Genomic DNA, 24,440 nt, shown 5'->3' with positions numbered 1-24,440 from the left:
GCATGGCCAACCGACCGGTGTTGGGCCGGTTAGACCACTCCGTCCAGTTCACGCAGCAACGCCGACTTGCTCTTGGCACCGACGATGCGCTTGGTTGCCTCACCATTCTGGAACAGGATCATGGTGGGGATCGAGGTCACCTGAAACGCGCGCGCGGTCTCCGGGTTGGCGTCCACGTCGAGCTTGGCGATGGTCAGGGCGTCGCCGTGATCCTTGGCGATTTCCTCGAGTACGGGGGCCACCATCTTGCAGGGTCCACACCAGGTCGCCCAGAAATCCACCAGCACCGGCTTGTTGCTGGAGACGACGTCGTCCTGGAACGAGTCGTCGGTGACGGTAACGGTCGCGTGGTCGCTCATGGTTCTCCTTTTGATCAGTGAGGGTGAGGCTAGGCCTCGACGAGAGTCTGGGAATGGGCCGTTTCCGCAAGCCATCGCTCGGCGTCAATGGCTGCGGCACAACCACTTCCGGCGGCAGTGACGGCTTGGCGGTAGGTGCGGTCCACGAGGTCGCCTGCGGCGAAGACACCCTCCAACGAGGTGTAGGTGCTGCGGTCGCGAACCAGTACGTACCCGTCGGGGTCGACGTCGACGACATCGCGCACAAGTTCGCTACGGGGGTCATGGCCGACGGCGACGAACATCCCGGTGACCGGGAGTTGGGAGGACTCGCCGGTCGCGGTGTCCTCCAGCTTCAGTCCGGTCACCGAGTCGGTGCCCTCGACCCCGACGATCTTGGTGTTGGTCAGGACCTTGATCTTGGGGTCTGCATAGGCGCGCTCCAGCATGATCTTGGAGGCGCGGAATTCTTCGCGGCGGTGGATGAGCGTCACACTGCGGGCAAAGCGTGTGAGGAATGTCGCTTCTTCCATGGCGGAGTCTCCGCCGCCGATGACGGCGATGTCTTGGTCCTTGAAGAAGAAGCCGTCGCAGGTGGCACAGGAACTCACTCCCCGGCCGAGCAGGGTGTCCTCGCCGGGAACACCGAGGTACCGCGGTGCGGCGCCCATGGCCAGGATGACGGCCCGTGCGTGGTAAACCTCGTCACCGACGGTCACGGACTTCACAGGGCCCTGCAGGGACACCTCATCGACGTCCTCGGTCCGCAGATCGGCGCCGAAGCGAATGGCCTGTTCGCGCATCTGCTCCATGAGGTCCGGTCCCATGATGCCCTCGCGGAAGCCGGGGTAGTTCTCGACCTCAGTGGTGGTCATCAAGGCGCCGCCGAACTGGGTGCCCTCGAACACGATCGGTTTCAGCTGAGCGCGGGCCGCGTAGACCGCCGCGGTGTACCCAGCGGGTCCGGAGCCGATGATGATGAGCTCGTGGACATCCGATTCTGGAGTGGTCGCGGACATGCGGTTCCCTTCTGATCCGATCTGATTCCCTGATCCAACAGGGCCGTGCGAGTGATGAAACAACAGCCTAGAGCGGGATGTTCCGCACCGGGGCGGGCGGTGCGAGGTAGTAGGCCCTACCGGCCGGGTGCGGCGCCGATTCGGGTCTGCGCCACACGCTGGGGGTCGGACTGGCTGCATCCCGGGCGCACGGCCACGGCCAGTAGCTCGCCGGGGCGTTCGGCAGGCAGGACCATCAGCACGGCGGGACCGTCGACATCGAGAGTCTGTGCACCCAGTACGGGGGTGGAGGCCGAGAAGCCAAGTCCGGTGAGGCAGGACGCGCGGCGCGCGGCATCCTGTAGGTCCCCGAACGCGGGTGTGCGACCGACCAGTGCGGTGATCTCACTCCCGGATATCGGGAAGGGAGACTGCCCCAAAGCGCTTTGTGCGGGCAGTTCTGGTGCCACCGGAGCGGCCGTCTTGGGTGCGATCTGCTGAGACAACGAGGGTCCGGCCACAGCGGTGGTGGTCTGGGAGGCGCGGTGATTGTTCTGTGCGACCAGGGTGACGGCAACGGCGACGCAGGCGGCGGCGGCCAAGCCCGCGCCGGAGTAGGCGAGCCAGCGACGCTTTGCCGCCGGATGCCGGCGATGATCCAGTGGAACGGGCCCGGTGACCAGGTTGAGGCCGGCGTCAGCGGGGCGAGGGGCATTCGCAGCTACCGCGGGCAACGTGGACTTGGCGGACTCGGTGCGTAATGCGGCAACGATGTCGGCGACGACGGACTCCGGTACATCGGGTGCGGGACTTTCCATCCACGCCACCAGGTCGGTGCGCACACGGCCGAGGGCGGCCAGCGCCTGGCGTGCATCTGGATCGTGCTCTGCCCGTTGCCGAAGTACGTCGGCATCACCGGCGTCGTAGACGCCGGCGTGCAGGTCGGCCAAGACCTCTAGTGACAGCGGTACCTCGGCGAGGTTCACCTTGTCGAGGTTACCTTCGCCATCGGAGCCACCCGGCTGGTTGCTGACCATTTGTGTTCATTGTTCCCATATCCAGCTACCGACCGCCACGATCGTTGCCCAATTTGTAGGCGGATCGTGACACGGTGGCACACGGCTAGTAGTCGATGGTTTCCGGTTCGACGGAGCCGGCCTTGTCGAGATAGTGCAGGGCGACGGCCAGACGTGCGCGAGCACGCGCACAACGACTTTTCACCGTGCCTTCGGGTACACCGAGCAGCTCAGCGGCATCGGCGACCGAATATCCCTGCATATCGACTGCGATGACCGCCGCACGCTGTTCTGCGGGCAGCCGCAGCAGGGCCTTCTGGATGACGATTGAGGTGTCGACGTTGGTCGAGGGGTCCTCAACGGTGTACAGGTCCTCTTCGAGCTCGATCGGGCTGTGTGCTTTGTTGCGGCGTAGCCGATCCAGGCAGGCGTTCACGACGATGCGGTACAGCCAGCTGGTGACCGCGGCGTCATTGCGGAAGTTGGCAGCTCCGCGGTGCGCCGACAGCATCGCCTCCTGCAGCGCATCGGCGGCATCCTCGGGGGTGCGGCTGGTGGCGCGGGCGAGTCGGTAGAGCCTGCGATGGTGACGGCGGAACAGCTGTTCGAAGGCCGAGGGATCGCCGGCGACGTGGGCAGCCAACAGCTCGGCGTCCGAGTGTTGAGGAGTGGTGAGAACCCCCTGAACCATGCCCACACGCGCACAGTAATCAAAAATAGGGGGCGCCGTCGACCACACGATCGGCCCACAGCAAACTGTTATACAACTTTCAATTATCTGTAACAGTGATTCTCGTAACTGAACAACATGAACCGCAGTTCAACGACCTAATTGCAGGTTGCCATCGGGTTTCAACTACCACGAAAAATATAGACCGGGATTCGCGGATCGAATACCGAAAGGCGTTCGATAACTACTCGACTGTCAGACGATCGCCCAGCTAGGAAGCAGTCGACACGGTGATTTCGCCGATCTCCGCGTGGTGATCGCCGTTGGTGGAGCCCAGCTTGTTGATCCACACCAGCACATGAGAGACCTGAGAGCTGCTGGTGATGGGAATCGTGGTTTTGCCGGACTTCAGAGTGGTGGTAGCCGAGATCTCCTTGGTGTCGTTGAAGGAGGCCGGCGTGGAGGAGTCGGCGGAACGAATCTGCACCTGCGTTCCGACACTGTGCGATTCGATCGTGACGCTGCTCAGGGCGCTCGCCGACTGTAGATCGAGCAGCAGACCGACGCCGGGCTTGAAGAGCACGGGGAAGGGGTCGGCGTCGGTGTAGGTGTCGGTGGTCCATGACGTGGAGGAGTTGCCGTCGATCGCCAGACCCGCCTTGCCCGGTTGATCGGCGTCAGGGCCCGGGGGAAACACCGTCGCTTGCACGATCTTGGCGGGGCTACCGGGTGTGACGGCGCCGCCGTCCGAGGACTGGGTGGGTAGCCCGATGCCGATGTTGATCTTGTCCAGGGGGCCCACGTCCCCGAAGATCCGCGTCACCCAGACGCCCAGCGCGACGCATAGCGAGATGACCAGGACACCGACCACGCCGAGCCCGATCAGGAAGATCTTGCGGTGACGGGCCGCCTCCTCGGGATCCTCGTCGTCGAGGTCCTCGTAATCCTCGTCATCGTCCTCGGTGGACTCCGACGGCTCCCCGAAACCCTGGCGGCGGCCGATACCCAGCGCCTGCGTAGGTGCCGCTGCGGCAGGCTCGAGCATGGTGGTGTGATCGACGCTCGCGATGGCCGATTCCAGACCGTCGAGCAGTTCGGCCGCCGAACCGGGGTCATCGCTCAGCGCGCGCGAGGCGACATCGGAGATCTCGGTGGGCACCGTCGGCACGATGACGCGGGCCTCGACAGGCCGGCCGTCCGGAGCACGATTGGCGGCAGCCAACCCGCTCGGTTGACCCGTTTCTGCCAGCGGCCAACGGCGCGTGGTCAGTGCGTACAGGGCGGCACCGAGGCCGTGAACGTCCTCATCGGCGCTGGCCGAGGACAGCGTGGCCGGGAACGCGAGTACCGCGTCCCCGTCGATGCTGATACGCACGCGGTCCGGGTGGTCGATGCTCAGTGCCGATCCGGCCTCGAATGCCGCGTCGGCGGCCTCGGCAAGGGATCGGACGGCTCGACTGGCGCCGACGGCAGACGGCTCGGTGTCTGCGACCTCGCGCAGCGAACCGCCACGAACCCACTGTGCAACGACGATGCCGCCGCTTCCCTCGCGTACCGCATCCAACACCCGCGCCAGGCCCGGAGATTCAATCTTGCTGAGCCGCAGGGTATTCGACAGGATGTCCTGCACCTGATCGGAGCTGAACACGGTGCCGTCGATGATCGTCAGGGCCACCGGCCGGTTCAGTTCGATATCGGTGGCCTGCCAGAACTGCAACCCGTCCGGGCCACCGTGCGAAGTCAGCAGGCGATAGCGGCCGTCGGCGATGCGGGCACCGGGCATCACCGAGGTGGGAACAGGGCCCGTGGACGGGGACTGGGTGGAAACAGGCCGAGTCGATGACCCCGGGGTGTCGGTCACAGCCCTGCCCTTTCTCGTATCAGCACCGCCCCCGTGCGCTGGTTTGTTTGCGGTTGTCGAGTCGGCCGCACTGCTGCCGACGACTCGATCACCCGAATCAGGGTACGGCAGGGAAGGCGCGGCGGAGTTGCCCATGACCGAAGCGTGATCTTGGACGCCGACTCCGAGTCGACCGCCCAGACGACGCTGCAGCATGGAAACGACGCTCAGCGCCTCGGGCAGCTTGACCGCGACAGTGAGCGCGAAGGTCACGCCGAGCATGACGATGCCGAGAATGGCCAGGCGCAGAATCGAGCCCGGCCCGCCGCCGCGAACGGTGAGTAGGTCCAGGCCGAGACCGCGGTCGATGCCGAGACCGACGGCGGCCGCGGTCGCCGAGGCGGCGAGCGTGACCAGAACCGTGCGGGCCACCTCCGGACCGACGAGTGGTCCGCACGCGCGCCCCAGGCTCCTACGCAACAGCAGGTACCCGCAGACGGCGCCCGCGACCCAGCCGAGGCCGTTGGCGGTGCCGAGATAGCCGGCGACCAGGTTGGGGTCGTCGGTGAGGTGAGGCGCGATGACCGAGCCGATGATCTTCACCGCGGTGATCGCGATGACGATCCAGGTGGGGGTCCAGGCCTCCTGGCGGGCATAGAACACCCGAAGTTGCAGCAGCACAAGGGCATAGGGGATGAGCGTGAATGAGGACAGCGAGATCGAGAGCCCCAGGTAATGAGCGGACGCGAGGCCGAAATTCCCGTAGGCGAAGAGGGCCGGACCCATCGCGGGCCCGCCGACGGTCATCACCGCCACCACCGGGATCAGGACAGTCATCGTCAGGCGGGTTCCCAGAGACATATCGCCGAGCACCGCCCGGGTGTCCTCTGCGGCGGCGTTGCGGCTCAGCCGCGGCATGATGGCGGTCAGGATGGTCACGCCGACCACGCCGTACGGCAGCTGCAAGATCAGCCACGTCTGGTTGTAGATGATCGGGCCGGAATCGGCGGCGCCGGCGGCGATACGGTTCGCGATGACATACCCGAATTGGCTGATGGCCACATACGCGAACATGGCGGCGGCCATCCCGCCGAACTGTTTGAGCCGGTCGTCGATGCCCCACAACGGGCGCATCGGGATGTGCTGACGGCGGATCGCGGGAACCAGCACCAGGGCCTGGGTCACGACGCCGAGCGTGGTGCCGATACCCAACACGAGGAGCTTGGGATCGCTCATCCGCGTGGGGTTGAGGGTCAGCTCCCCGGGCATCAGCCAGTACAGGATCAGGGTGACGATCGCGACGATGTTGTTCCACACCGGTGCCCAGGCGGGCGGACCGAACACATTGCGGGTGTTGAGGGTTGCCATGAACACCGAAGACAGCCCGTAGAAGAAGATCTGTGGGAGAAGCAAATACGCCAGCGCGGTCGTCAGCGACGTGCTGACCTTCGGGTCACCGCCGAGCATCAGTGCGGCCAGCAGGGGTGCGGACAGCACCGACAGCACCGTGGTGAGCAATAGCAGGGTCGTGACGATCGTCAACAGCTTGCGGATGAATGCCTCACCGCCGTCGGCATCTTCGCGTTCTGCGCGGGTGAGCACCGGGATGAAGATGGCGGTGAAGGTGGCCTCCAGGACCAACGCGGCGATGATGTTGGGCAGTTGGTTGGCGGTCGAGAACGCGCTCGCGGAGGCGGCGCCGAGTGCCGCGGTGATCAGCAGCAGTTTGATGAAGCCGGTGATCCGGCTGACCAGGGTGGCCACCGCCATCGAACCGGAATGCCCGATGACGGCCGCGTCGGACAGTTCCTCGATCGTGTCGTCGGATTCGGGATCGGGTAACGGATCCAGCGGCTCTCTCACGGCTGCCATGCTTCGTCCTCGCGGTCTAGATCCGCGCGATCGGGTTGGCCGCGGAACCGGTGCCACAGGCGCCGACCCGTCAGCGCGAAGAGAACGGTAGCGGCGCTGATGGTGATGAAGAACAGGGGCTTGCCGTACGCGTTGGAGTGCACCGAAAGGCGCACCGGGTCGCCCAGCGGCAGACCGTCGGGCGTGTGCAGCGTGACGTCCACCGCCATGCGCTGAGACACGTTGACCTCCACGGGCACCTTCACCGGCAGGAATCCGGGTGGAATCTCTTGTACGCCAACATCCGTCGCGCTCATGCCAGCGGGTGTCTCGACGCGCAGGGTTACCCGGATCGGCACCGGAAGCTCGTTGCGCAGCACCAGCGGTAGCGGGCTGTGCTCGGTGGCCAGTGTGTAGGAGCCGCCCGGATTGACGACGGTGACGGCGTTGAACAGATCGCCGACCGTGCGGCGAATGGCGGCAAGCCGTTCCCGCGCGGAGTCGTCGCGTGCATCCTGCGGAACGCTTTGGCTCACCGCGCGTAGCGCATCCTGGCGCAGCGGATTGGTGTACTGCGCACCGGTGAGTCCGGTGCGGGCATCCACGGTCAGTGCCGCCGTGAGACCCCAGAGCCGACGGATTTCATCGCCCAGTCCCTGTGAGACCCAGTCGTCCACGGCCCCGGCGGGGTCCACGCCGTACGTGGCGTCGACGGGATTGGCCTGGGCGCCGGCCCGGGCCTCACCGATGACGGTCGGCAGCGGTCGCGGTATCGCGAGTCCGGCATGCAACAGGGTGGAGGTGGCGGACAGGATCGAGCGCGCCTCGCCATCGGACAGATCCCAGGTTGTCTCCGGCAGCAGAATCGTCTGGCGGGGAGTCTGTGCCGGGTTCAGCGCTTGCCAGGCCATCGCCCCGAGGGCGTCCTGCATCCGCGCCACACGTGAATCATGTTGTAGTGCAAAGCGAAGCGATGAGGGCACGTAGTCGGGGGTGGCGGGTGTGCGGCCGATGGCGCTCAGCGCGGCGCCCACCGACGGATCGAATGGTGCCGCGACCACGGTGTCGGACACACGACGTGGGTTGAAATCGGGCAGAGTCTCCTGACCTGACGGCAAGGGGGACACCGCGACCGTTGGCCCCTGTGCGGTGAGGAGGTCGATCCCGGCGTTCGAGAGGTGGCCATCGCCCAGCAGAGTGGCCCCGCGCAGGCTGTTGGTTCCCAAAATCTGGTCGAGCACATCGGCGGCGCCGGTGGTGGCTTGGTGAGAAAGACCGTCGTCGGCCATCTGCGCGACCGCGTCGAGATCGGCCTGTGCGTAGGGCAGCGGCGTAACGCACATGTGCCGTGCCATGGCGCGCAGCCGATCGAGCCACGCCAGGGCGAGTCCCTGCCCGGTGCCGGGATGAACCGGACCGGCGGGGTCGGCGGAGTCGTCGAGGACCTGGTAGCCCAGGGTCATCTCGTTGACCGTCACGAGCAGATCGGGGTCGACCGCTACGCAGACCGTCCGGCCCAGGTCCCCCTTCGGGTCGACGGCGGCGTCGGTCGCGAATTCCAGGGCGCCCAGCAGGGCGTCCAGCCGGCCTCCGGGGGAAAGGGAGCGTTCCAGTTGGTCGTCGAGCAGGCGTACGGGTGTCGGTCCACCGGGCTGGCCGGGGGCCAGCCGCGGACGATCGGCCAGGGGCCACAGCAGCGTCAGACCCACCGGGCGAGAGGTGTCGGGAGCGATCTCGGGCTCGGAGGCGGCACCGGTGGGTGGGGGCACCCCGAGAACCGGGAGCAGGAAGCGGGCGTCGTCGAGCCGGGCGGCGGCGCCGTAGTCGGGGGTGCCGTTGACGTTCACCAGGGCCGGATAGACCCCGGGTGTCTCGATGTTCCAGTTCGGCCCGGTACCTCCGCGCAGCGGGAAGGCGAGCGTGAAGGGGCGCTGCTGTCCCTGTTCCAGGGTGCCTGCGACGGTGACGAACTCGCCGACGGGCCGGTACTGATCGTGGCGGCCGTGCAGATTGGCGCGCAGGTCGGCGCTGGCGGTAACCGCGTCGGCCCGTTCCAGCCGGACCACCACGTCGGTGACCGGGCGATCACCGACATTGGCCACGGTGCCCCGCACGGTCACCGTCGAGTCGACAGTGGTGACGGTTTGGGGGCTCACCTCGTCGATGAGGACCTTGAGGAACTGACCGTCGCGGTACGCGTGGGCCTGCGGTGTCGACCAGGGCGCGCCCAGCAGGACAAGCGCGAGGACGGCAAGGACTGCCGCCACACGCGTCGCGCTGCGATGCGTGAGTCGGGTCATTGCTGTGGACCACGCCCGGTTCGACGGCCCGGAGTCCTATGCGTGCTGGAGTGCGTTTGGGGGCGTCGTCGTGGCGCGGAGGGGGGCAACGGCGGCAGCGATTCGGGTCCGCCGGAGTGCAGCTTGTCGATCAGATCGCCGGCCACCTCGGCAAGGCGGCGTTCGTCGGCGTATGCCAGGCGGGTGGGCAGCTCGCCGAGCGGTACCCAGGCGACCTCGGTGACCTCGACGTCGTCGTCGGAGAGCTCGCCGCCCAGAGAGCGCATCAGGTAGTGGTGCACGGTCTTGTGTACGCGCCGGCCCTCGGTGACGAACCAGTAGTCGATGCTGCCGAGTGCGGCGAGAACACTGCCCCGGATACCGGTTTCCTCGGCCACTTCGCGGATCGCGGTCTGCTCGGCGGTCTCGCCCTGTTCGATGTGGCCCTTGGGCAGTGACCACAGCATGCGGCCGCGCCGATCGGTACGCCCGATGAGGGCGGCCACCTGACCGTCCTTGGGGCCGTCGATTCCTGCGATGACCAGGCCACCGGCCGAGGTTTCACGCACCGTCCGCAAGGACGCTGCGGCGGCTCGGCCCTTTGTGCGTCCGCGTCCTTTGCCGGTAGCGCCGTTAGCTGCGTTTGTCGGGTGGGGACCGCCGGCGGCGGGGGAGGCCGTCGGAGTGCCGGCGCTTTGCGCCCGGCCCTGTGCGCGACCCTGCGTTCGGTTGCGCCGACCGCGGCGCGAGCCTCTGCCGCGCGCTGAGCCACCGCTGGAGTCTCTTCGCGCAAGCGGCTCATCGGCGGGCTCGTCCGACGACCCACCCGTGCGGGAACCGCCGGAGGAGTCAGACACCCATGTGATAGTAGTTCCCGCTACTGAGAGCTCTTGCGATACGCGCCGGTAGGCTGTCCCGACGTGCCCGAATCGATACCGACCGCCGAGCTGTTGGCCACCGCCGCGGTGACCCTGAACCGGCACAAGAAGATGCTCTCGGAGCTGGGTGCGCTCTTCGATTCCGCGGGCTTCACCCTGTATTTGGTGGGGGGCAGCGTTCGTGATGCCGCCCTGGGCAAGTTGGGCACCGATCTGGATTTCACCACCGATGCCCGCCCGGCGCAGGTGCAGGAGTTGGTCACGGGATGGGCCGAGGCCATCTGGGACACCGGCATCGCCTTCGGCACCATCGGGGTGGCGCGCAAGGGGCAGCGGGTGGAGATCACCACCTTCCGCAGTGACAGCTATGACCAGCAGTCACGCAACCCCGAGGTGGTGTTCGGCGACAGCCTCGAGGGCGATCTGGTGCGCCGGGACTTCACGGTGAACGCGATGGCAGTCAAGATCGGACCGGAAGGACCCGGGGAGTTCTGCGACCCGTTGAATGGGCTGGAGGCCCTGCGCACCGGGGTGCTGGATACCCCGTCGGCCCCGGAGATCTCGTTCGGTGACGACCCGCTGCGCATGCTGCGGGCCGCGCGCTTCGTCTCGCAACTCGGCTTCACGGTGGCACCGCGCGTGCTGGAGGCGTTGCATGCGATGGCGGGGCAGCTGGGGCGGATCACCGCCGAGCGGGTGCAGGCCGAGCTGGACAAGCTGATCGTGGGCGCACATCCGGTCGCCGGGATCGACCTGCTGGTGGACAGCGGCCTGGGCGCGGTGGTGCTGCCGGAGGTCGGTGAGATGCGGCTGACCATCGATGAGCACCATCAGCACAAGGACGTCTACCGTCACTCGCTGACCGTGTTGGAGCAGGCGGTGGATCTCGAAGACGAGGGTCCCGATCTGGTGCTGCGTTGGGCGGCGCTGCTGCACGACATCGGCAAGCCGGCCACTCGCCGGCACGAGGACGGCGGCGGGGTGAGCTTTCACCACCACGAGGTGGTCGGCGCCAAGATGGTGCGCAAGCGGATGCGGGCACTGAAGTACTCCAAGCAGATGGTCGACGACGTGTCGCAGCTGGTGTACCTGCATCTGCGATTCCACGGATATGGCGATGGCACCTGGACCGATTCCGCCGTGCGCCGCTACGTCACCGACGCCGGTCCGCTGTTGCCGCGACTGCACAAGCTGGTGCGTGCGGACTGCACGACCCGCAACAAGCGGCGCGCGGCGCGGTTGCAGGCCAATTACGATGGGCTCGAGGAACGCATTGCCGAGCTCGCGGCCAAGGAGGATCTGGCGCGGGTACGGCCCGATCTCGACGGCAACGCGATCATGGAGCTGCTGGGAGTCCCGGCCGGCCCGATCGTGGGGGAGGCGTGGCGGTTCCTGAAGGAGCTCCGGCTGGAGCGGGGCCCGCTCGATCACGACGCGGCGGTCGAGGCACTGCGGCAATGGTGGGCGGAGCGTTCCTGATCGGGCTCAGCCGAGCATGTCGTAGCCGAGCTTGCCCACCATCACCACGACGACCACCAGCAGCACCACGCGGACAAACCCGGCGCCGCGACCCAGCGCCATATGCGCGCCGATCTGGGCGCCGATGATGTTCGCGACGCCCAGTGCCAGTCCGAGCAGCCACAACACGTGACCCTGCGAGGCGAAGACGATGAGCGCCCCGACGTTGGTTCCGGAGTTGAGCACCTTGGCGGTGGCCGAGCTTTCCAGGAAGGTCATCCCCGCCGCGGCGGTCAGGGCGATGATCATGAAAGTCCCGGTACCCGGGCCCATGATGCCGTCGTAGAACGCGATCAGGACGGCGGCGATCGCCAGCGCCGTCAGGGTGGCGGTCCTGGTGCGCATGGTCCCGGCTGTCGCGGTCCCGAACTGCGGTCGGGTGGCGACGAACACCCCCACGGTCACGAGCAGAATCAGAACCACGGGTTTGAACACGGACACCGGCAGCCGCGAGGCGGTGTAGGCACCCGCACTGGCGAAGGCTGCCGCAGTGACAAAGGCTCCCAGCAGTGCGCGCCAGTTCAGCGGGGTTTTCGGGAGAAGCCTGATGGCGGCGGATGCGGTGCCCGACAGCGCCGCCAGCTTGTTGGTCCCCAGCGCGGTCGCCGGAGCCATCCCCGGGAAGACGAGCAGGAGCACCGGGATGAGGATCAACCCCCCGCCACCGACCACCGCGTCGACCCAGCCGGCGGCGGACGCGGCGGCCAGGAGCAACGTGAGGGTAGGGGCATCCACGGGGTCAGAGACTACGGAGCGGAACCGAATCGCCGCGGATCCCCTCCTACGTATGTGAACCGATATCAGCGCACGTTCTGTCCGCGTGGTTATCCACATGCCACAGAACGGCGGAACGGCCGACGCCGCCGGGGCCTCGTATCGGGTATGGACTACTGCTTCGGTGCGGGTGACGGCATCGTCACCGCGTGGGATGCACCGCCCAATGCGGACCTGGACGGCGACGGTGTGCTCGATGCGGTGCGGCTGGATTTCGACGGCGACGGATTGTTCGACGACGTGATGTGGGACTCCGACGGGGACGGATCTGCGGACCACAGCGTGCTCGACGTGGACAACGATGGCAGGCCCGAGACATACTTCACCGATGATGGCTTGGGCACGTGGGCGTTTCACGTGGAACGAAGCGGATCGATCAGCTGGTTCGGGCTAGACGGGGTCGAACATCCCGGTGGCACAGCCGATATCGACGGGGACGGAAAGCCCGATCAGCTGCTCGATATCGACAACGACGGCGATGCCGAAAGGGCCTTCCGCACCACCGATTCCGGGGTCTCCGTGTATGCCGATACCACCGGCGACGGGCGTTGGGACGTGGAAGTCACCGATGCCAACGCAGACGGGATCGCCGACACGTCTCGCCCGCTCGCACCGCCGCGGCCGTCAACGGAGAACGTGGTCGAAGGCCCGTCTTAGGGCCGCCGACCACGCGACGGTGGGATCGGACTCGTCGGCAACCCAGGCGGGATGATCGATGCTGAGTCGTCCGTCACAGGTGGTGATGAAGAAGCTCGGTGGAAGTGTCGTGGCGCGCAACCCGATGTGCCGACCGCGGACGGTGGCGCGGAAGTCGTGTATGCGCGCTCTGTGGGGCAAACGCAGCACAGGTATCCGACCCCAGTTCGTGACCATCAGTGGGTTCTCGGTGGGCTGTTGCTGTAGCCGCGGTTGGCGCAGAAATGCTTGGTGCACAGTCTGACCCATGAGGCCACTGCCCAGAGATTCCAGTACGGCACAGGCCAGGCGCAGCGGGTCATCATCGGGTCCTACAGCCAGAATGGCGGTGTCGGCTCCTTGGATCACCGTGCCTTGCGTCGCGGTGATGGGTGCGACTGTTCGCGTGCGTAGGTTCACCGATGATGTCAGGCCGAAAGTGACCGGGCCTTGCGACCGTGAAAGCGCATGAGCGGCCAGCAGAATCGCGGCACACGCGAGTCCGTGCACGGTGAGGGACGCCGCGCGGGCCGTGTCGACCAACTTCGTGGTCTGCTCGCGCCCGAGCCGGGTGCGCCCGTGCCGAACCACGACCGTCGTGTCGGCCGCCGTCTCTGCGCGCGGCGCCGGGGGTGCGCCGGCCTCGGGTATGACGTATCCGCGGTCGGCAAGGAACTGTTCCAGCGAGAGGGCGAGTGGATGCGAGCGGACGGTCCCGACCGATCCCGTCTCGACCACGCGGGTATAGAACGCACACAACACTTCCAGATAGCGCAGCCCGGCGACCGCGTCGGCGACGCTGTGGTGGATCAGCAGCGTTAACCGAAAGTCGTTGCCGGCCTGTGCCACGTCGATGGCACAGACCGCGTCGGGGTCGGCGATGGTGAACCCTGTCCGGGGTAGAGCGGTGGATGTACCTATCTGTAGTGCGGGCGGGCGCGCAGCGTGGTGCAGCACGTACCCGTGCTCGGCAGGCACGACCTGCGCACACAGCACCGGGTAGCTCGCCAACAGCGCGCGGAAAGCTGTTGTCAGAGCATCAATTTTGAGAGTGCCGGTGCCGAACGCCGAGTACGCCACAGTGCTTCGGTTACCCGCGAACATCGCCTCCGAGGGATAGAGCGCGCGGCTGAATGCCGAAGCATTCACCCCCGGCCGGCGCCGGGCGGGCCTGCGAAGGCCTGGGCGATCGAGAGCCATCTCTCGGCGTCCTCACCGCTGGCCCGCAGATCGAGTTCGGCGCGGGGTCGGCGTTGGGTCACCAGGTAGCAGAAGTCCAGGGCCGATCCGGTGACACGCTGGGCGGCCTCTTCGGGACCCCAGGTCCAGGTATCGCCGTCGGGGCCGGTCAGCTCGACTCGGAACGGTTCGGTGGGAGCCGGCAGCGAATGCACCGAGAAGGCAAAGTCCCGGGTTCGAACACCAAGGTGGGCAATCGATTTGATGCGTGCGGTAGGAGCGAGCGGCACGCCGAGCGTATCGGCGACGTCGAGACCGTGCGCCCAGGTTTCCATCAAACGTGCGGTGCCCATGGACGCCGCGCTCATGGGTGGGCCGTACCAGGGAATCTTGACACCGTCCGGCACGGCGCGCAGCGCCGCGTGTAGCTGGTTGCGGGTGCTGCGCCATCGGATGAGTAGGTCGGCCGGCGGGATTTGGGCGGTTTCTTCGGCCGCCTTGTCCACGAACCCGAGTGGATCGGCCATGGCCTTGGGCAGCTCTTCGGCGAAGCCCCCGGGGTCGGTGACTGCCAGCAGGGACTGCGCATCGGTCCAGTGCAGATGCGCTATCTGGTGAGCGACAGTCCAGCCCGCCGCGGGCGTATCCCGGGCCCAGCCCTGCTCGGGTAGCGAAGCCACCAGGGCGTCCAGTTCATCGCTTTCGGCGCGGAGGTCGTCGATGACTGCGTCAGCGGTCGAGGTCACGGGCTTGTCCTTCCGGGTCGGGCTGGGATCCAGAGTCGGGCTGGGTGGGCAGGGATCCAGTGTTGGGCGGGTTGGGCCAGAGGGTCCGGGTCATGTGCACGATCAACCCGATCAAGTAGATCACCGCGCCGGAGAAGGCCAGCCAGTGCGCATGCGTGATGAAGGCGGCACCCACACTCATCGCACCGGTGAACGTGACCCAGAACAGCGAGTCCTGCACGGCGAAGACGTGTCCGCGCAGGGCGTCGTCGACGTCTGTTTGCATGCCGACATCGGCGCACAGCTTGATCACCTGCCCGGCCATGCCGAGGCCGAACGCCGCGGTCAGCAGAATCGGGATGAATAGGCCCGAGGCGAGCAGCTGCAGGACGACCGCACCTCCGAGCGCCATGCCGAGGGTGCGTCCGCGGCCGAACCGCCGCAGTAGTGCCGGGGTGGACACCGTTCCCAGGAACGAACCGATGCCGGTGCACGCCAGGAACAATGCCGCGGCACCTATTCCGGCGAAGATCGACTCGTTGTTGCGGACCAGGACCAGCACCAGCAAGGTGTTGAGGCCGAACACCATGCGGTGGGCGGCCAATCCGATGAGCGCGTCGAACACCGACGGCGTGTTGACGATGGTGCGCGCACCGTGCAGCCATCCGGTGGCGACGGCGTAGAAGGCCGAGCCGTGTATGGCCCGCACGGTGTCGTCAGGGCCCAGTCGGTCCCCGGGAAATCCGGAGGCAACCCACGCGGCTGCCGTTGTCGGCACGATCACCAGGAAAATGACTGTGGCAGAACCCAAGTCCCCGGCACCGAAGACAGCGCGGAGCATCAGCATGAAGTTGGCGCCCACGAAGGTGGCGGTGGCGCCGACGGCGGTGGCCACCGAGTTCATGGTGGCCACCTGATCGCGCGGCACCACATGGGGGAGGGCCGCCGACAAGCCCGAGGTCACGAATCGGGTGACGCCGTTGACGATCAGCGCGCCGAGTAGCAGCACCACGTCGTCGGCGCTGAAGGCCAGTTCGATCCCGACCAGGGCCACCAGCAATACCCGGATCAGGTTGGCGCAGATCAGGACGGCACGGCGGTCCCAGCGGTCCAGCAGCGCGCCCGCGAAGGGGCCGATTGCCGAGTAGGGCAGGAACAGCACCGCGAACGCGCCGGCGATGGCCCAGGGTTCGGCCTCACGCTCGGGGTTGAACAGCAGCGCACCGGCCAGTCCGGCCTGAAAGAGGCCGTCGCTGAACTGCGTCAGTAGCCGTACCCACACCAACCGCCCGAAGTCGGGCAGATCGTGGATGGCGCGCCACAGGCTCAGCGGCGAGTGGCGCGCGGTCATGTGTGAGTCGCTTTCGTGTGTCGAGATCGGGCTACGGGTTCAACGGAGCGTTTAACGCCCACACTACAAATGTGTAGCGGTTGGCCGAGCACAAGTCATGAAACGGCAAACGGTGTCATGATGATGAGGTGGCGCACGGGGACGAGCCCGAAGAGGGCGAGGCATATGGCGAGGGTTATATGGCGCCGCCCGCACACCGTTTGCGGGCGGGCACCCTGTTGGTCGCCAACACCAACCTCTTCGAACCGACGTTTCGGCGCAGCGTGATCTTCATCGTCGAGCACAACGACGGTGGCACGTTGGGTGTGGTGCTGAACCGGCCCAGCGAGACCGCGGTCTACAACGTGTTGCCGCAGTGGGCCAAGCTGGTAGGCAAGCCGAAGACGATGTTCATCGGCGGCCCGGTCAAGCGGGACGCGGCGCTGTGTCTGGCCACGTTGCGGGCCGGGGCCAGCATCGAAGGCGTGAAGGGTCTGCGCCATGTTGCGGGCCGTATGGCGATGGTCGATCTGGATGCCGAACCCGAGGACATCGCGCCGCTGGTGGAGGGCGTGCGGGTTTTCGCCGGCTACTCGGGGTGGACCATCGGTCAGCTGGAGGGCGAGGTGGAGCGCGACGACTGGATCGTGTTGTCGGCGCTGCCTTCCGATGTGCTGACCGACGCACACGATGACCTGTGGGCCAAGGTGCTGCGGCGTCAGCCGTTGCCGTTGTCCTTGTTGGCGACGCACCCCATCGACGTCAGCCGCAACTAGATCTATAGATCGTCGCCCACCGACGGATCGGTGGGGATGACGGCACGGCAGAAGTCCTCACCGAATGGGGTCAGGTGGATGCTGCGGCGAACGGTCTTGTGCGCGCGGCCTGCGCGCCGGCATGCCGCGACAACGTCGGGCTGTACCTCTAGCACCTGATAGCGCTCGGCCGCAACAGATTCCGGTGACGCACGGACCAAACCGAGACGCACCAGGTTGTTGGTGTAGGCGTTGTTGCGGTCGATGTAGCGGCATCCGGATCGTTCCGCGACCATGGACAAACCCTCGGCGATCATCTCCGAGCCCACGTCGAACGGGCGGCTGGTGCGCACGTCCACCACCGGTTGCGCTCCGTGCGCGGCCAGGAACCGCAGGATGCGGGCCTCGTCGGGCGCCAGCTGGTTGATGATCCGGGCATAGGCGGGATGGGTGTCCTCGACGTCGGTGACATCGGCCGAACGCCGCAGCAATTCGGCTCCGCGGCGGCGCAATTCATCGCAGTCGGGGGTGGCCGACTCGGTGATGTCGATGGTCACCCGGGACGGGGCCGGCCTTTGCGGCTTGGCGAGGGTGATTCCGCCGGAAGACTCACTGGGCAGCTGCAGCGCGTCGCGCACGGCGCCCAGGACGTGCTCGGTCGCCGAGAGGGCGATGTCGGTGGCAGAGCGCCCCGCCCGGATGTCGTCGATGATCTTGGTGCCCGTCGTGGTGGCGATATCGGCCGACCACTTCACGCCGCGCCACCAGGTTTTCGCGGCCAGCATGGCGACCCCTTGGACCACGCGATCGGGCCGGAGCTCACGATTGTTGTGCGCGGGGACGGGCGTGTTATCGGTCATCGGGCATCATCTTGTCAGGTCGATTACGGGCATGTGTCAGCCCGCTGGCGGGAAGATGAGTAGGTGGGCCAGGCCGCCGGCCGCGCCCAGGACGGCGCCGTGTACGAACAGCAACCATTCGTCCTGTTTGACGGCCGAGCGCAGCAATTCGTTGAAGTCATCCAGCGAGAGCTTGTGCATCTGGGTCGAGACGAAGGCGCCGATCTTGCCCTGACGTTGCTTGTTGAACTCCGGATCGGAAAACGCAAGGGGCGCAAAGCCGGTTGCCTCGATGGTTACCGATTCGGTGATCTGGTCGTATTGGCGCCGTCCGACCGCTACGCGAATCGCGCGGCGCGCGGGGCCGAGTGCTTGCTCCAGTGCGGGCCGGATGCCATCGGCGAGCATCTGGCGGGTGCGGTCCGACCGCGGCCCGTTGAGCATCTCGTTACCGATGTTCTCCAGCGTGATGACGTTCTCGGAGATGGTGCGCGCGTACTCCTCTGAGATTTCCGACTTGCGTTTGATGAAAAGGCCCTGACGCCACGGCACCCATTTGTTGGGGTGGACCGGTTCGAAAATCATGGTGATGCCGAGATAGTTGACGATGTACCCGATGATCACGCCGCCCAGCGGCAGCACGATCCACGGCGTCCACCAGTGATGAGGAAGGGAGTGCAGGATCGCCACGAGGACGAAGCCCATCGGATAGCCGAAGTAGAACCCGAAGTTCTGCATGAACTGCAGCTCTTTGTGCCCCATGGTGCGGAATATGTCGTTGAGCAGCTTGGGATGTGCGGTGAGATACCGGATGATCATCAGCTTGGCATCGACGAGTTGCTCGATGTTCTCGCCGATCTGATCGGTCATGTTCTTGACGATCTGTGGCAGCTGGTTTTCGATGCGCTTGAACATCATCTCCCGCAGGGCCGGCGGCAGGTTGTGCCACAGCTGCGGGTCCTCGCGCTCCATGATCTTGGTGATGACGCTGCGGATCTCTGACTTGGCAATCAGAGCAAGGTGATTGGCGATGAGGTCCGGCTCGAGCTGCTCGTAGAAATCCGAGATGCTGCCGAGTTTGGCGAGGCTCTTGTCGACGGCGATGCTGGCCATCTTCTCGGCGCGCGAGGGCACGATGCCCTGCCACCCGAAGCGTCCGTCCGAGGTGATGGCCGGGATCACCTGCACACGCCGGGGTAGGAACGCATACAGCGTGCGTAGTCCGGGTATACGCCAGCCGTAGAAACGCAAGGGTGCGAACAGCATCAGCACGCCGGTCCAGTTGGTGATGTACCCGATGATGCCGGTGAACAAGGGGATGGTGAGCAGATCCACGACCAGTTGGTCATCGCGATAGATGTATGCGGCGATGCCGGAAGCGACAGCGAGAACACCAACGAGGATGAACTTCACCATCTGCTTGGTGTCTTTCACGGCTCCCTTTCTGACCACCGCCGACGGTCTTCCCGCAAGAGGCTCATCCCACCCGTCTACGAGTGCCCGGAAACATCACACCAAAAAAGGGGCCGACGTGGGCGAATACGCTCACATTCGGATGAGGTAGCAACCGACGTGTCTAAAGATTGGACACGTCAGGGCCGCGCGCACACGGACGAGCCACCGCGGCCGGCGCTGGGACATCCCCCGCAGGAACTGCCGCAGCCGCCCGCGGACGACATCTGTTGCGCGGCGGTGGTGTACTGCGCGACCTGCCACGCCGCCGCGCCCACCGTCACCACGGCGGCGATGCCGCAGACCACCAGCCCCACCAAACCGATTGCGGTGGAGCCGAATAGCGCAGCCAGGGCGCCTGCCGCCAGGATGATCGCGGCCGCGGACTGGGCGGGTGCGAGCATCCGTTGGGGGCTACCGTGCGGAGCCCGTAGGAATGCCGCCGCCGCCAACGCGGCCAGCAGCCCGGCGAGGGCGACGGTCACGACGGCGGCGATCAACACCCACTCAGTTTAAGCGGGGTCTGCGGCTGGTTATGCCGCGGGCGGCGCCGGTGGCACCAGCGCAGGCAGCGTGGGCAAGGGCGGCAGGCCCGGGACGGCCGGTGCCGGCGAAGCCGGCGCGTTGGGGTCCGCAGGCGCGGGAACGCCGGGAGCAGGCGTGACGGGCGCGGCGGGCAGGGCGTCCGGATCGGCGAGCGCGTTGGGGTCGGCGACCGGCGCGGTGACCGGAGCGCCATCTCCGAAGCGCAGTCCGTTGACGATCAGGTCCGTGGCGGGCGCCTCGGCGATGGCGTTGCCGACGGTGGTCGTCACGGCGAGCTGGACCAGGAAACGGTCCTTGCCCTGCGTGATGATCACGGCACGGCGAGAGGTGTTGAGGGTCTCGCCGTCCTGCCGGAAGGTGCCCTCCACGATCGAGGACGGGAAACCCTGATACATGACGAGCGAGGCATCGGTCGGCTGCCAGCCCTGCAGCGCCTTGACCTCGACGGGACCGTGCGAGACGGCCTCGTTGGTGTCGAACTCACCGACCAGCTTGCTCATCGTGACCTGCGCGTTGGACTGGTACAGCCCGGTGCCGTTGGCCTTGCTGACGATCACTTGGTACGCGTTGGGAACGTTGGGATCCGGGACGTTGGCCCAGTTGTTGGGTATCGGGATGCTGACGCGCGGCGCGCCGTGGCTGTTCTTGGTCAGCGGTTCCACCTTGACGTTCTTGGAGGCGAAGAACTCTGCCAAGGTGCCGTCGGTGGCGGGTGCCACTCCGGTGATCGGCGTCGACGGCTGCAGAGGATTCGTCGACGTGGCGGGCGCGGCGGCGGGTGCGGCCGCGGCATTCGGGGTGGCGGGAGCGGCGGGTGCCGTCGCCGGGGGGAGAGGCGCCGAGGTGGCAGCGTTCGGGGTGGCCACCGGTGCCGGGGGCACGGGTACCGGCTGCGGGTCCGCCACCGCGATGGCGGCAGTTCCGGCGAGCAGTGCCGCGACGGAAGCCGTTGCCGCCGCGAATCTGACTGAATACCGTATGGTCGTCACCTTCTCTGTCCTTCCGGCTCTGTCCAATGCGTCATATGAGTTGTGGACGACACCCGTGAGCGCGGACGCACCGACGGCGATGTCGGCGGGCGGCTCTCGGATGTGGCGGTCCCGAAGTTAATAAGCGCAGCTGAGAAACCACCCCGGACACCCCCGGAAGTGGCCGGATTGTGACCAGAGTGATTAACTCTCGTCGCCAAACCGGCGATTTCTGTTCGCTGACCAGCCACCTTTACCCTTGAACGGTGACCGAACCCCAGCAGGACGCCCCCGATACCCCCGAGCACCGCTACACCGCACAGCTCGCCGGGCAGATCGAGCGCCGCTGGCAGGAGACCTGGGCCGACCGTGGAACGTTCCACGTTCCGAACCCGGTGGGCTCGCTCGCACCGACGGACGGCGCCCCGATTCCCACGGACAAGATGTTCGTTCAGGACATGTTCCCGTACCCCTCGGGCGACGGCCTGCACGTGGGGCACCCGCTCGGCTACATCGCCACGGACGTCTACGCCCGGTTCCACCGGATGCGCGGTGCCAACGTGCTGCACGCGCTGGGGTTCGACGCGTTCGGACTGCCAGCCGAGCAGTACGCGGTGCAGACCGGTACCCACCCGCGAGTGCGCACCGAGGCCAACATCGTCAACTACAAACGGCAACTGGGGCGGCTGGGTCTGGGACACGACTCGCGCCGCAGTTTCGCCACCACGGACGTGGACTTCTACAAGTGGACGCAGTGGATCTTTCTGCAGATCTACAACGCCTGGTACGACGATCAGGCGGGCCGCGCGCGGCCGATCGCGGAGCTGATCGCCGAATTCGAGTCCGGTGTCCGTACACCCGCGGACGGCAGGGTGTGGGCCGAGCTGGGCGCCGGCCAGCGCGCTGATCTAGTTGATACGTATCGCCTTGTCTACCAATCTGATTCGTTGGTCAACTGGTGCCCGGGCCTGGGTACCGTGCTGGCCAATGAAGAGGTCACGGCCGACGGACGCAGTGAGCGTGGCAACTTTCCGGTGTTCCGTAAGCGCTTGCGGCAGTGGATGATGCGGATCACCGCGTACGCCGACAGGCTGATCGACGACCTGGATGTGCTGGACTGGCCGGAGAAGGTCAAGACCATCCAGCGCAACTGGATCGGCCGTTCGCAGGGCGCCTCGGTGTTGTTCGACGCCGCGGGAGTGGGCGACGTGGAGGTGTTCACCACTCGCCCGGACACCCTCTTCGGCGCCACCTACATGGTGCTGGCGCCGGAGCATCCGCTGGTCGACGCCCTGGTCACGGATGTCTGGCCGCAGGGAACCGACGCCCGGTGGACCGGCGGCCAGGACTCTCCGCGGGTGGCGGTCGCACAGTACCGTCGCTCCATTGCGGCCAAGAGCGACCTGGAACGTCAAGAGAACAAGGAAAAGACGGGTGTGTTCACCGGTGCCTACGCCACCAATCCGGTGAGCGGAAACCCGGTGCCGATCTTCATCGCGGACTACGTGCTGTCGGGCTACGGCACGGGTGCCATCATGGCGGTACCGGGCCATGACCAGCGCGACTGGGACTTCGCGAATGCCTTCGGGCTGCCGGTGCGGGAAGTGATCTCCGGCGGCGATGTCACCGAGGCCGCCTATACCGGTGACGGCGCGCTGGTGAACTCCGACTACCTGGACGGATTGGACGTCGACGCCGCCAAGGTCGAGGTGACGCGTCGGCTGGTGCAGGACGGAAGAGGCGAATCGCGCATCGAATACAAGCTGCGCGATTGGCTCTTTGCGCGGCAGAGGTATTGGGGCGAGCCCTTCCCGATCGTTTACGACGAGGACGGGCGTCCGCACACACTGGGTGAGGATCTGTTGCCGGTGGAGCTGCCCGAGGTTGAGGACTACGCGCCGGTGTCCTTCGATCCCGATGACGCGTCGTCGGAGCCGTCTCCTCCGTTGTTGAAGGCCACCGACTGGGTCAACGTCGAGCTGGACCTGGGGGACGGGCTCAAGCACTACACGCGTGACACCAACGTGATGCCGCAGTGGGCTGGCAGCTCGTGGTACGAGCTGCGATACGCCGACCCGGATAACTCGGAAGCGTTCTGCGACAAGGAGAACGAGGCCTACTGGCTGGGCCCGCGCCCGTCCGAACACGGTCCGGACGATCCCGGCGGCGTCGACCTGTACGTCGGTGGCATGGAGCACGCGGTGCTGCACCTGCTGTACTCGCGGTTCTGGCACAAGGTGCTCTACGACCTGGGGCACGTCAGCTCCCGCGAGCCGTACCGGCGGCTGCTGAACCAGGGTTATATCCAGGCCCACGCCTATACGGACGCGCGCGGCATGTACGTCCCGGCCGCCGAGGTGGTTGAGGAGAACGGAAAATTCTTCTACCAGGGCGCAGAGGTGAAGCAGGAGTTCGGCAAGATCGGAAAGAGTCTCAAGAACTCGATCTCGCCGGACGACATCTGCGACAACTACGGCGCGGACACGCTGCGGGTGTACGAAATGTCGATGGGTCCGCTGGAGCTGTCGCGTCCCTGGGCGACAAAGGACGTGGTCGGCGCCCACCGCTTCCTGCAGCGCGTCTGGCGCGCGGTCGTCGACGAGGAGACCGGCAAGCTCCGTGTCACCGAGAACGAGCTGACCAGTGAGGACACCCAGCGGGCGTTGCACAAGACGATCGCGGGAGTATCCGAAGACTATGCGGCCCTGCGCAACAACACCGCTGCCGCCAAGTTGATCGAGTACACCAACCACCTGACCAAGGAGTACCCGGAGGGTGCTCCGCGTGCCGCGGTGGAGCCATTGGTGCTCATGTTGGCACCGCTGGCGCCGCACCTGGCCGAAGAGCTGTGGAGCCAGCTGGGTCGCGATGAGTCGTTGGCACACGGCCCCTTCCCGGAGGCCGACGAGCGCTGGCTGGTAGACGACACCGTCGAGTACCCGATTCAGGTCAACGGCAAGGTACGCGGCCGGATTATCGTGCCCGCCGATGCGCCGAAGGGCGATATCGAGGCCGCGGCCCTGGCCGAGGAGAAGGTGCTGGAGTTCCTGGCGGGTGCCACCCCGAAGAAGGTCATCGTGGTGCCGGGCCGCATGGTGAACCTGGTCGTCTAGTTCTGCCGCACCACGATCTGGTGTACGCGCGCGTCCCGCGGCAGATTCACGGCATCGGCGACCAGTTGCGCGACGGACTCGGGGCGCATGTACTCGGCCGGGTTGTATTCGCGCCCTTCATGTTCGGTGAGTTCTTGCTGCATCGGGGTGCTGATTCTGCCGGGGTGCACCGAGGTGACGCGCAGCCGTGGCTCCTCGGCGCGCAACACGTCGGCGAATCCGCGCAGCGCGAACTTGCTGGCCGAGTAGGAGCCGATTCCGGGGTGCGCGTTGATCCCGGCACCGGAGTTGATGAACACCACGTCGCCCTGTGCAGCGCGCAGCGCCGGAAGAAGGGCCTTGGTCAGTGCCACCGGCGCTAAGACGTTGACGTCCAAGGTCTTCCGCCAGTCGGACAGGTTCGAGTCGGCGATCGTGGCGGGGTAGGACACCCCGGCGTTGTGCACCAGTACATCGAGTTCACCGATATCTGCGCAGGCCGCCAGTGTCGCGTCCGTGTCGCCGAGGTCTACCGGCCAGGCGGTGGCGCCCAGATCAGCGGCCAGCTGCTGCAGCCGCGTCGAGGCGCGGCCGCCCAGCAAGAGCGCGTGGGTGGGAGCGAGTGCACGCGCGATCGCGGTGCCGAGGCCGCCGCTTGCGCCGGTGATGAGAGCCAGGGGCATGCGCGCCACGTTACGCGGTCGGCGTTAGCGCGAC

General features: G+C 66.5%; 20 protein-coding genes. 4 read left to right on the top strand and 16 right to left on the bottom strand.

Annotation, left to right across the window (positions count from 1 at the left end):
• Positions 1-29 precede the first annotated feature (29 nt).
• The 7 genes from trxA to MYCSP_RS22890 form a co-directional block, all read right to left on the bottom strand.
• On the bottom strand, positions 30-359 hold the full coding sequence (gene trxA / locus MYCSP_RS22920; RefSeq protein WP_083018433.1) for a thioredoxin: 330 nt from the start codon (positions 357-359) through the stop codon (positions 30-32).
• 29 nt (positions 360-388) lie between these two features.
• Positions 389-1,357 (bottom strand): thioredoxin-disulfide reductase, encoded by a 969-nt coding sequence (gene trxB / locus MYCSP_RS22915; RefSeq protein ID WP_088415294.1) that lies wholly within the window; start codon positions 1,355-1,357, stop codon positions 389-391.
• A gap of 116 nt (positions 1,358-1,473) precedes the next feature.
• Positions 1,474-2,373: a hypothetical protein gene (locus tag MYCSP_RS22910; RefSeq protein ID WP_083018435.1), complete on the bottom strand. Its 900-nt coding sequence runs from the start codon at positions 2,371-2,373 to the stop codon at positions 1,474-1,476.
• An 85-nt stretch (positions 2,374-2,458) separates the two neighbouring features.
• Positions 2,459-3,049, bottom strand: a complete 591-nt coding sequence (sigM, locus tag MYCSP_RS22905) for an RNA polymerase sigma factor SigM (protein ID WP_407661572.1) — start codon at positions 3,047-3,049, stop codon at positions 2,459-2,461.
• A gap of 244 nt (positions 3,050-3,293) precedes the next feature.
• A complete protein-coding gene (locus MYCSP_RS22900; RefSeq protein WP_162266286.1) occupies positions 3,294-6,734 on the bottom strand; it encodes a murein biosynthesis integral membrane protein MurJ in 3,441 nt (1,146 codons plus the stop codon).
• Positions 6,722-9,013: a DUF6049 family protein gene (locus MYCSP_RS22895; protein WP_088415292.1), complete on the bottom strand. Its 2,292-nt coding sequence runs from the start codon at positions 9,011-9,013 to the stop codon at positions 6,722-6,724. Before MYCSP_RS22895 ends, MYCSP_RS22900 begins: the two co-directional genes overlap by 13 nt.
• Entirely contained in the window at positions 9,010-9,849 is an 840-nt protein-coding gene (locus MYCSP_RS22890) for an NUDIX hydrolase (protein ID WP_088415290.1), read from the bottom strand. Before MYCSP_RS22890 ends, MYCSP_RS22895 begins: the two co-directional genes overlap by 4 nt.
• A 63-nt stretch (positions 9,850-9,912) precedes the next feature.
• Between MYCSP_RS22890 and MYCSP_RS22885 the strand changes: the two genes are divergently transcribed.
• Positions 9,913-11,349: a CCA tRNA nucleotidyltransferase gene (locus MYCSP_RS22885; RefSeq protein WP_083018443.1), complete on the top strand. Its 1,437-nt coding sequence runs from the start codon at positions 9,913-9,915 to the stop codon at positions 11,347-11,349.
• 6 nt (positions 11,350-11,355) lie between these two features.
• Here the strand turns inward: MYCSP_RS22885 and MYCSP_RS22880 are convergent, their stop codons facing one another.
• Positions 11,356-12,102: a sulfite exporter TauE/SafE family protein gene (locus MYCSP_RS22880; RefSeq protein WP_083018460.1), complete on the bottom strand. Its 747-nt coding sequence runs from the start codon at positions 12,100-12,102 to the stop codon at positions 11,356-11,358.
• A gap of 168 nt (positions 12,103-12,270) precedes the next feature.
• On the opposite strand from MYCSP_RS22880, the gene MYCSP_RS22875 reads away from it, so the two are divergent.
• Positions 12,271-12,819 carry a pullulanase gene (locus tag MYCSP_RS22875; RefSeq protein WP_088415285.1) on the top strand — a complete coding sequence of 183 codons (549 nt, stop codon included), beginning with the start codon at positions 12,271-12,273 and terminating at the stop codon, positions 12,817-12,819.
• Here the strand turns inward: MYCSP_RS22875 and MYCSP_RS22870 are convergent.
• Genes MYCSP_RS22870 through MYCSP_RS22860 form a run of 3 tightly spaced genes read right to left on the bottom strand, consistent with a single transcriptional unit; the run spans position 12,787 to position 16,092 of the window.
• A complete protein-coding gene (locus MYCSP_RS22870) occupies positions 12,787-13,986 on the bottom strand; it encodes a phthiocerol/phthiodiolone dimycocerosyl transferase family protein (RefSeq protein WP_407661722.1) in 1,200 nt (399 codons plus the stop codon). The genes MYCSP_RS22875 and MYCSP_RS22870 overlap by 33 nt on opposite strands.
• Positions 13,983-14,762: a TIGR03084 family metal-binding protein gene (locus MYCSP_RS22865; protein ID WP_070911568.1), complete on the bottom strand. Its 780-nt coding sequence runs from the start codon at positions 14,760-14,762 to the stop codon at positions 13,983-13,985. The genes MYCSP_RS22870 and MYCSP_RS22865 overlap by 4 nt, the downstream gene beginning before the upstream one ends.
• Entirely contained in the window at positions 14,746-16,092 is a 1,347-nt protein-coding gene (locus MYCSP_RS22860) for an MFS transporter (RefSeq protein WP_070911569.1), read from the bottom strand. Before MYCSP_RS22860 ends, MYCSP_RS22865 begins: the two co-directional genes overlap by 17 nt.
• A gap of 128 nt (positions 16,093-16,220) precedes the next feature.
• On the opposite strand from MYCSP_RS22860, the gene MYCSP_RS22855 reads away from it, so the two are divergent.
• Positions 16,221-16,847: a YqgE/AlgH family protein gene (locus MYCSP_RS22855; RefSeq protein ID WP_088415283.1), complete on the top strand. Its 627-nt coding sequence runs from the start codon at positions 16,221-16,223 to the stop codon at positions 16,845-16,847.
• A gap of 2 nt (positions 16,848-16,849) precedes the next feature.
• On the opposite strand, the gene MYCSP_RS22850 is transcribed toward MYCSP_RS22855, so the two are convergent.
• The 4 genes from MYCSP_RS22850 to MYCSP_RS22835 all read right to left on the bottom strand — a co-directional run bounded on the left by MYCSP_RS22850 (position 16,850) and on the right by MYCSP_RS22835 (position 20,652).
• On the bottom strand, positions 16,850-17,686 hold the full coding sequence (locus MYCSP_RS22850; RefSeq protein WP_088415281.1) for a DUF4393 domain-containing protein: 837 nt from the start codon (positions 17,684-17,686) through the stop codon (positions 16,850-16,852).
• 36 nt (positions 17,687-17,722) lie between these two features.
• Positions 17,723-19,099 (bottom strand): hypothetical protein, encoded by a 1,377-nt coding sequence (locus tag MYCSP_RS22845; RefSeq protein WP_070911572.1) that lies wholly within the window; start codon positions 19,097-19,099, stop codon positions 17,723-17,725.
• A gap of 158 nt (positions 19,100-19,257) precedes the next feature.
• Positions 19,258-19,620, bottom strand: a complete 363-nt coding sequence (locus MYCSP_RS22840; RefSeq protein ID WP_088415279.1) for a hypothetical protein — start codon at positions 19,618-19,620, stop codon at positions 19,258-19,260.
• A gap of 30 nt (positions 19,621-19,650) precedes the next feature.
• Positions 19,651-20,652: an LpqN/LpqT family lipoprotein gene (locus tag MYCSP_RS22835; RefSeq protein ID WP_083017246.1), complete on the bottom strand. Its 1,002-nt coding sequence runs from the start codon at positions 20,650-20,652 to the stop codon at positions 19,651-19,653.
• 245 nt (positions 20,653-20,897) lie between these two features.
• On the opposite strand from MYCSP_RS22835, the gene leuS reads away from it, so the two are divergent.
• Entirely contained in the window at positions 20,898-23,744 is a 2,847-nt protein-coding gene (leuS, locus tag MYCSP_RS22825; RefSeq protein ID WP_083017243.1) for a leucine--tRNA ligase, read from the top strand.
• Here the strand turns inward: leuS and MYCSP_RS22820 are convergent.
• Positions 23,741-24,406: an SDR family oxidoreductase gene (locus tag MYCSP_RS22820; RefSeq protein ID WP_083017279.1), complete on the bottom strand. Its 666-nt coding sequence runs from the start codon at positions 24,404-24,406 to the stop codon at positions 23,741-23,743. The genes leuS and MYCSP_RS22820 overlap by 4 nt on opposite strands.
• Positions 24,407-24,440: the final 34 nt, after the last annotated feature.

The sequence above is a fragment of the Mycobacteroides saopaulense genome, assembly GCF_001456355.1.
Taxonomy (GTDB): Bacteria; Actinomycetota; Actinomycetes; order Mycobacteriales; family Mycobacteriaceae; genus Mycobacterium; species Mycobacterium saopaulense.
This window is presented reverse-complemented; position numbering and strand designations above follow the sequence as displayed.